This is a genomic window from Pseudomonas sp. IT-P218 (genome assembly GCF_949767605.1).
Taxonomy (GTDB): domain Bacteria; phylum Pseudomonadota; class Gammaproteobacteria; order Pseudomonadales; family Pseudomonadaceae; genus Aquipseudomonas; species Aquipseudomonas putida_AE.
The window spans coordinates 1-8,335 of the sequence record NZ_CATKQQ010000038.1; the positions used below are offsets into that span (position 1 = coordinate 1).

At 56.8% G+C, this 8,335-nt stretch carries 9 protein-coding genes; 6 read left to right on the forward strand and 3 right to left on the reverse strand.

Annotation, left to right across the window (positions count from 1 at the left end; genetic code table 11):
- From ACM6I6_RS20290 to ACM6I6_RS20305, 4 genes are all read left to right on the forward strand, one after another.
- Positions 1-1,137 (forward strand): RHS repeat-associated core domain-containing protein (locus tag ACM6I6_RS20290; protein ID WP_414920627.1); only part of this gene is annotated, 1,137 nt, incomplete at its 5' end.
- A gap of 13 nt (positions 1,138-1,150) precedes the next feature.
- On the forward strand, positions 1,151-1,669 hold the full coding sequence (locus tag ACM6I6_RS20295; protein WP_414920628.1) for an SMI1/KNR4 family protein: 519 nt from the start codon (positions 1,151-1,153) through the stop codon (positions 1,667-1,669).
- A 244-nt stretch (positions 1,670-1,913) separates the two neighbouring features.
- Positions 1,914-2,801, forward strand: coding sequence for a hypothetical protein (locus ACM6I6_RS20300; protein WP_414920629.1), 888 nt, complete (start codon positions 1,914-1,916; stop codon positions 2,799-2,801).
- Positions 2,802-2,928: 127 nt separating this feature from the next.
- Positions 2,929-3,144, forward strand: coding sequence for a TOBE domain-containing protein (locus ACM6I6_RS20305; RefSeq protein WP_274078135.1), 216 nt, complete (start codon positions 2,929-2,931; stop codon positions 3,142-3,144).
- Between the two features lie 95 nt (positions 3,145-3,239).
- Here ACM6I6_RS20305 and ACM6I6_RS20310 read toward each other — a convergent pair whose 3' ends face one another.
- From ACM6I6_RS20310 to ACM6I6_RS20320, 3 genes are all read right to left on the reverse strand, one after another.
- Positions 3,240-3,563: a hypothetical protein gene (locus tag ACM6I6_RS20310; RefSeq protein WP_274078136.1), complete on the reverse strand. Its 324-nt coding sequence runs from the start codon at positions 3,561-3,563 to the stop codon at positions 3,240-3,242.
- Between the two features lie 137 nt (positions 3,564-3,700).
- Positions 3,701-4,333 carry a response regulator gene (locus ACM6I6_RS20315; RefSeq protein ID WP_046820284.1) on the reverse strand — a complete coding sequence of 211 codons (633 nt, stop codon included), beginning with the start codon at positions 4,331-4,333 and terminating at the stop codon, positions 3,701-3,703.
- Positions 4,334-4,340: 7 nt separating this feature from the next.
- The gene (locus ACM6I6_RS20320) at positions 4,341-5,711 is read right to left on the reverse strand and encodes a cache domain-containing protein (protein WP_046820283.1); all 1,371 of its coding nucleotides are present in this window, start codon (positions 5,709-5,711) and stop codon (positions 4,341-4,343) included.
- Between the two features lie 342 nt (positions 5,712-6,053).
- Here ACM6I6_RS20320 and ACM6I6_RS20325 point away from each other — a divergent pair, with 342 nt between their 5' ends.
- Complete coding sequence (locus ACM6I6_RS20325; RefSeq protein WP_414920630.1) at positions 6,054-8,111, forward strand: carbon starvation CstA family protein; 2,058 nt, start codon at positions 6,054-6,056, stop codon at positions 8,109-8,111.
- Between the two features lie 2 nt (positions 8,112-8,113).
- Entirely contained in the window at positions 8,114-8,311 is a 198-nt protein-coding gene (locus ACM6I6_RS20330) for a YbdD/YjiX family protein (RefSeq protein WP_262165925.1), read from the forward strand.
- The last annotated feature ends 24 nt before the right edge of the window (positions 8,312-8,335 follow it).

The following is an 8,335-nucleotide window of genomic DNA, read 5'->3' on the forward strand; positions in this document are numbered from 1 at the left end:
ATCGACAGCGAAGAATTCCGCTACGACGCCGCAGCGAACCGGCTGAACTTCAATACCAGCCAGTTTGACCACGTCAAAGACAACCGCCTGAAGCGCTGGCGGGATCAGGAATATGCTTACGATGCGTGGGGCAACCTGATTGAGAAACGCAGTGGGATGGGCAAGCTGCAGACGTTTGTTTATGACTGTGAAAATCGCTTGGTGCGGGCTGAGACGTTGGTGAATGGCAGGCTGGAGAGTACCGGTGCGTATCGGTATGACAGCCTGGGGCGGCGGGTTGGTAAGGTTTCAGAGGTCAACGGCAAGACCGAGCAGAAGCACTTTTTGTGGCAAGGCCTGCGGATGTTGCGCGAAGAGCGTCCGGGGCAGAGCAGTCTGTATCTCTATGAGCCGGGGAGTTATGCGCCGTTGGCGCGTGTCGACCAGGCGGAAGGTGAGGAGCGGAAGCTTTACTACTTCCACACTGATCAGATTGGTACGCCGTTGGAGATGACTGACGCGCACGGGAGCATTGTCTGGCAGGCGACGTACAAGGCGTGGGGTTCGGTTGAAAGGCTGGCGGTCGATGAAGTCGAGCAGAACCTGCGGTTTCAGGGGCAGTATTTCGACGACGAGACGGGGCTGCACTACAACACGTTTCGGTATTACGATCCGGAGGTGGGGCGGTTTGTTACGCAGGATCCGATTGGGTTGTTGGGGGGCTTCAACCTTTACCAATACGCTGCGAATCCAATCGCTTGGATCGATCCTTGGGGTTGGAGCGCAAAATCTCCTCATTCACCAGATGTATCAAAATGGCTGGAAAAAGGCGGTTCGGTACATTCAGAAATTGAAGGGAGGACATGGGTATACAGTGATTGGGAGGGCAATAGTGTCAGGTACCTTAATGGACATCCAGACTTTACACCGTTCGAGCGTCAACAGATTGATGTCCCGGACTTGAAAGGAAATCACGGAAAGAATCCGGGCGGGGATTTCGGAAAGGCTGATGCGCTTGCTCCTAAAGGCAGTGCAGATTACACGAAGAATACTTGGCATCATCATGAAAATATGAAAACGATGCAGGAAGTTCCTAAAAAAATTCACAACAGGTTCACTCACTCCGGTGGAGTGAAAAATATGAAATCCACATGCTAAGGCAAGGTGAAGTATGCCAGTAGTGTATAAGTCAGGTTTGAAGTCCGCAGATGTTGATTATATTGAAGTGGAAATTAGTAGGAGGTTCCCAGTTGGGTATAGAGATTTTCTATGCAAGATGAATGGGTTTTGCTTGACGGCGCCCGATTACGCGCAGATCCCATTAAGTTCTGTTGATGAGGGAGTTATTAGTTTTGATCGGCTTTTTGGACTTTTACCAGAGGAGGATTGTAATGATGTAATTTATTTTAATAGGGAATTTATTGATGAGCTCGACTTTCTCGATGAGGCTGTTGCTATCGGTGAGGATGGAGGAGGGAATCCTCTCGTCATGGTTGGTAAGCTTGGCGAAAAAGGTGTTTATTATTGGGATAGAACCCATCTTCATGGGTCTGATTTGAAGAATTATTTTGACATCCCGGAGCAGAACGATTGTGGGAACTTGTTTTTTGTCTCTGGGAGTTTTGTTGAGTTTTATGACTTGATTATCAAATGTGTGGGCGGTGCGCCGGTTTTTATAGAGGATATTTAAAGTTTTTACTATTCAGAGGAAAAGGGGACAGATTTATTTTGAAGTAAATAAATCTGTCCCCTTTTTTTGTCGGTCCCCTTTTTTGTCCGACCTGTAATTCGAATTTGCAGGTGCGATGAGCTGTGACAGAAATTGCGATGGTCCGCACAGCGAGGTGGACACTGATTGTCGTTTTTTTGCTTTTTAACTAACACCCGTCTGGCTTCGGTGTTTTTAAATCAACTACTAGGGAAGTAACCATCTCATGCAGCAATCGACCACACCCGCTCCAACATTGACGGGTCAACTGATCTCTACCTTCCGCCACGGCAAAGGCTTTCTGGTCTTCATGCTGTTGTTCGCAATCGTCTTGCTGGGTCTGGCAGGATTTGTGTTGTACCTGGGGACCCTACTGCCGACGGGCAGTTCCGGGGCGAACTCCAGTAGTGGTTCCAGCCCGCAGTTGCTGATCTATTCCGTCAGTGGCTTGCTAGTCGTCATTTCGGCGGTCCTGTTCGGACTTTATACGTGGCAGAAGAAGTTGCGCGGAACCCATTACGAGGTTTACGAGCGCGGCATTGTTGCTGTCAGTGGAAAGCAGCAGCAATTTATGGCTTTTGCTGAGATAGAAGACCTGTATCTGTTTGGCTCGGGGCAAGCGGGATTCACCGGCCTGATCACCAACCTGGCGTACCGGCGTAATGAAAGTGAGCCATTTCATCGCGTGATCGAGTCGCTGAAAGGCTTTCAGGATTTTCAGCAATTGGTGCGTGAGTTGCACGTGCGCGAGCGTCTGCCGGTTGTGATGAACAAGCTTGAGTCTGGCGCAGCAGTCACTTTTAAATATGTACCTACCGGCCAGGTATGGCGCAAACGGATCGCGGGGGACTTCCTGAATGTCGTCACTCAAGCAATTATTGTGACACGCGAGTTTCTGCAGGTTGACGGGCGTAAAGCTCCGGTGTCGACTCTTACTTCCGTCGATTTGAATGCCTGGAGTGAGAAAGTCACCATCAAGGACGAGACCGGGAATCCGATGCTATCAACGGTGTGCACCGGCATCATGAGCCATGACCTGTTTCTCTCCACTCTGGATGCATTGCTGGATGCTGAGCGCGCCAGCAACGATGAGGCGGCGCCAAGCCTGGCCTGAGGATGTATATATTCCTTAATGGTATAAATAGATAATTATATATTCCTTTTGTTGTCGGCGCAGGCAGTGCACCTTGGAGGCCTGCCCCTTCATGTGCAAGGGTCGACGTCAGACAGGAAGCCTCAACATGACTATCAAAGCGATCAACGTCCGCAACCAGTTCAAGGGCATCATCAAGGAAATTCTGGAAGGCGAAGTGGTGTCCGAAATCGACGTGCAAACGGCATCCGGCATTGTCACCTCGGTGATTACCACCCGCTCGGTGCGCGACCTTGAACTGAAGGTTGGGAGCGAAGTGATTGCCTTCGTGAAATCCACTGAAGTCTCGATTGCCAAACTCTGAATCCGAGGTTCAACGCCTGACTAATTATCACAGGTACAAAAAGCCCGGCTGATCAGGCCGGGCTTTTTGTTGGGTACTGCGGTGCAGCGATGGGGTCAGGCGACGGTATTGCCTTGCAGACGATCCGAACCATCGGCGGCGACGGTGTTGCCCTGCAGACGATCCGAGCCGTCGGCGGCGACAGTGTTGCCTTGCAGGCGGTCTGAGCCATCGGCGGCAACAGTGTTGCCTTGCAGACGATCCGAACCATCGGCAGCGACGCGATTTTCGATCAGGCGGTCAGAACCACCCTCAGCCACTCGGCTTTCAATCAGACGATCCGAGCCACCTTCAGCGACAACAGGCGCAGCAGAGGTAGCGGCAAAAGCGTTAACTGCAAAAACCGAGAAAGCGATGCTGAGGAGGGTTTGGCGTTTCATGATCGTGTGCTCCGGGTGTTGTTGGTTGGTATGGAGCTGATGTTACGCCGCACAGTTTTTAAGAGAACTTCATTGAGTTAATGGTGACTATTGACGCAGTCAATGGAGGATTCGGTGATCCTTGTGGGTTCGTGGCGTTAGCGGGAAATCAGTCCGTGATCAAGGGCGTACTTGACCAGTGCCGCCGGTTTGTCGATGTTGAGCTTGCGCCGGATGCTCAGGCGATGGGTTTCCACGGTGCGCACGCTGATGTCCAGTTCCCGGGCCATTTCCTTGTTGTTCAAGCCCTGGGCCATTTTCGCCAGCACCTGGCTTTCCCGCGGTGTGAGTTCGTTGTCGGTGTTCCTGTCGGCAATCAGCCGCTGGGCGATGTCGGCGCTGTAGAAGGTGCCGCCGCTGGAGATGGCTTCGATGGCGGCGATGATTTCCCGGGACGGGGCATTCTTCAGCACGTAGCCGCTGGCGCCGGAGCGCACCGATTCACTGACGTATTCGTAATTGTCGTACATGCTCAGCACCAGCACCTTGAGCGACGGGTACTGGCTGCGCAGCACGCGGGTCAGTTCCAGGCCGTTCATGTCCGGCAGGCTGATGTCGACCAGCAGCAGGTCGGGCTGGCAGCGCCCGACCATCTCGATGGCCTCGGCGCCGTTTTCCGCTTCGCCGACCATTTCCAGGGGCGACATCACGGCCAGTAGCGCCTTGATGCCGTCGCGGACCAGGGAGTGATCGTCGACCAGGGCGACGCGGATCGGGGAGGGCAGGTTCATGCAAGGTTCACTCTTGTAGTTTTGCGCCAGGTTTCATCGGCAGCCGTACGTCCAGCTCGCTTCTGCCTGGCATCGAGATCAAATCGAAACGCCCGCCAAAATGTTCGACGCGTTCGCGGATGTTACGCAAGCCAATGCCGGCCTGGCGACGTTCGACCTGGGCAACATTGAACCCCATGCCGTCATCGACCAGCGTCAGCCGCACGGACTGTTCACACCCGCGCAGGCTGATGGACACGTTTTTCGCCTGGGCGTGACGTTCGATGTTGGTCAGGCCTTCCTGGACGATGCGGAACAGCGCAACAGCGGCGCCGTCGACCAGTTGGCAGTCGAATTCATTTTCGTCGTAGGTCACGGTCAAGCCGCTGCGCTGCTGGAATTCCGCAGCCAGTTGGCCGATGGCGGCTGGCAGGCCAAGGGTATCGAGCAAGGATGAGCGCAGATCATGGGAGAGACTGCGCACTTCGCCGATGGCTTCGCCCAAGCGCTCGGTGGCGTCTTTCAACGTGTTCAAGCCTTTGTCGTGGTTTTGTCCGTTTTCCAGCAAGTGGCTGGCCAGTTCGAACTGGAACTTGATCGAGACCAGCACCTGACTGATGCCGTCATGCAGTTCGCGTGATACCCGCGAACGTTCCTCCTCCTGCAGGCTGACGATGCGCTGGGTCAGGCGCTGCAGTTTCTTGTCGGCCAGGCGATGCTCGCTGACGTTGAGGGTCATGCCGGTGGCGAAGACAAACAGCACCGCCACCAGCGCCACCACGGCAATCGCCATCATGGTCTTGCGGATGCCCTGGGCCACTTCGGCACGGGCCTGCTGGGTGGCGCGCTCGACGTCTTCGAGGTAGATGCCGGTGCCGAGCATCCAACCCCAGCGATCGAGCATCACTACGTAGGCGAGCTTGTCGGTGACCTGGCCGGAGGAGGGCTTGTTCCAGGCGTAGCGCTGGAAGCCTTCGCCCGATTGCGCACTCTTGAGCAGCGCCTGGATCACCGGCAGGCCGTGGGGGTCCTTCATGTCCCACAGGTATTGGCCCACCAGTTCCGACTGGCGCGCGTGCATCAGGCTGCGGCCTTCATGGTCGTAGACGAAGAAATAGCCGTTGATGCCGAAGCTGAGCTTGCGCAGTTCTTCGAGCACCTGTTGCTGGGCGCGCTGATCGCCCTGGCCGTTGTCGTACAGCGGCTCGATCAGGCTTTTCGCCATTTCGACGTAGTTTTTCAGTTCCGCGCGCTTGCTCATCAGGATGCTGTCTTCGATCAACTGCGCCTGTTGATCGCCCAGTTGGCGGTTGAGCGAAATCACCAGGGCGCAAATGACGGCAATGGCCAGCACCAGCGGCAGAATGCCGAGGGCGACGATCTTGTGTTTGAGCTGCATGTTCATTCCTGCCCGCGCGAGGGGTGGGGATCATATGCCAAAGATACGCTTGGCCTGTAGCGTTGCTGGACGGAATGCTCTTTGTAGGAGCTGCCGAAGGCTGCGATCTTTTGATCTTGAAAAATCAAAATCAAAAGATCGCAGCCTTCGGCAGCTCCTACAGGGGGTTTGCGTTTCAGCCGGCAGATTTTTGGAGTCTACGTAGAACTACGTAGGTGGCGCGTACGTAGTAACGCGGATTTATTTGTGGACGCCATGCGCGGATATTGGGCCAGCTCCGCTCAGCGGACACAATTATAAAAATTACCGCCGCAGTCACGAGCTGTCGGCAGGAGACCCCCTATGCCCCGTCTGGCTAAACACCTCGCCTGGTTTGCCGTGGCTGTCCTGGGAGCGATTGCGCTGAGTGTCGTGGCCCTGCGCCGCGGTGAAGCGATCAACGCCCTGTGGATCGTCGTCGCAGCCGTCGCCATCTACCTCGTTGCCTACCGCTACTACAGCCTGTTCATCGCCAACAAAGTGATGCAGCTGGACCCCAATCGTGCCACTCCCGCTGTACTCAACAATGACGGTCTGGACTACGTGCCGACCAACAAACACGTACTCTTCGGTCACCACTTCGCGGCCATCGCCGGCGCGGGGCCGCTGGTCGGTCCGGTCCTGGCGGCGCAGATGGGCTATCTGCCCGGCACGCTGTGGCTGATTGCCGGCGTGGTGCTGGCCGGTGCCGTGCAGGACTTCATGGTCCTGTTCATGTCCACCCGCCGCAACGGCCGTTCGCTGGGCGACATGGTCCGCGAAGAAATGGGCCGCATCCCCGGCACCATCGCGCTGTTCGGCTGCTTCCTGATCATGATCATCATCCTCGCGGTGCTGGCGCTGATCGTGGTCAAGGCCCTGGCCGAGAGCCCGTGGGGCATTTTCACGGTGATGGCGACCATCCCGATCGCGATGTTCATGGGCATCTACATGCGCTACATCCGCCCGGGCCGCATCGGTGAGATCTCGGTGATCGGCGTGCTCTTGCTGCTGGGGTCGATCTGGCTCGGCGGGCAGATCGCTGCTGATCCGGTGTGGGCCAAGGCCTTTACCTTTACCGGTATCCAGATCACCTGGATGTTGATCGGTTATGGCTTCGTCGCGGCGGTATTGCCGGTGTGGCTGATCCTGGCACCCCGCGACTATCTGTCGACCTTCCTCAAGATCGGTACCATTGTCGCCCTGGCCATCGGCATCCTGGTGACCATGCCCGAGCTGAAAATGCCGGCGCTGACCCAGTTCATCGATGGCACTGGCCCGGTATGGAAGGGCGGTCTGTTCCCGTTCCTGTTCATCACCATCGCCTGTGGCGCGGTATCGGGTTTCCACGCGCTGATCGCTTCCGGCACCACGCCGAAGCTGCTCGCCAGTGAAGGTCACGCCCGTTACATCGGCTACGGCGGCATGTTGATGGAGTCCTTCGTGGCGATCATGGCCATGGTCGCTGCCTCGGTGATCGACCCGGGTGTGTACTTCGCCATGAACAGCCCGGCTGCCGTGGTCGGAGCCGACGCGGTTACCGTGGCGCAAACCGTCAGCAGCTGGGGCTTTGCAATCACCCCTGAGGCGCTGCAGGCGGTGGCCCACGACATCGGTGAAACCACCATCCTGGCCCGTGCCGGCGGTGCGCCGACCCTGGCGGTCGGTATCGCACAGATCCTGCACCAGCTACTGCCAGGTGAAAACACCATGGCGTTCTGGTACCACTTCGCGATCCTGTTCGAAGCGCTGTTCATCCTGACCGCGGTGGACGCCGGTACCCGTGCCGGCCGTTTCATGCTGCAGGACCTGCTCGGCTCTTTCGTCCCATCGCTCAAGCGCACCGAATCCTGGACTGCCAACCTGATCGCCACCGCCGGCTGTGTGGCGATGTGGGGTTACCTGCTGTACCAGGGCGTGATCGATCCGCTGGGTGGCATCAACACCCTGTGGCCACTGTTCGGCATCTCCAACCAGATGCTGGCCGGTATCGCGCTGATGCTCGGCACCGTGGTGCTGATCAAGATGAAGCGCCAGCGTTATGTGTGGGTCACCTTGTTGCCTGCCGTGTGGCTGCTGATCTGCACCACCACCGCCGGTTTCATCAAGCTGTTCGACGCCAACCCGGCGATCGGCTTCCTGGCCCTGGCGAAGAAGTACAGCGATGCGCTGGCCAATGGTCAGGTGCTGGCCCCGGCCAAGAGCATTGACCAGATGCAGCACGTGGTTTTCAACGCCTATACCAATGCGACGCTGACCGCGCTGTTCCTGTTCGTGGTGTTCAGCATCCTGTTCTTTGCCCTCAAGGTCGGCATCGCCGCCTGGGGCACCAAGGAACGCACGGACAAGGAAGCGCCGTTCCATGCGCTGCCGAAGGCCTGAGCATGTTCAATGACTTGAGTCGCCTCGGTAAATACCTCGGTCAGGCCGCGCGCCTGATGGTGGGAATGCCGGACTACGACAACTACGTCGAGCACATGCAGGCCAAGCACCCGGACAAACCGCTGATGGACTACGAGGCGTTCTTTCGGGAGCGCCAGGAGGCTCGGTACGGTAGCAAGGCTGGACCGAAGTGTTGTTGAGCTGAGGTCTGGTTGACGCACCGT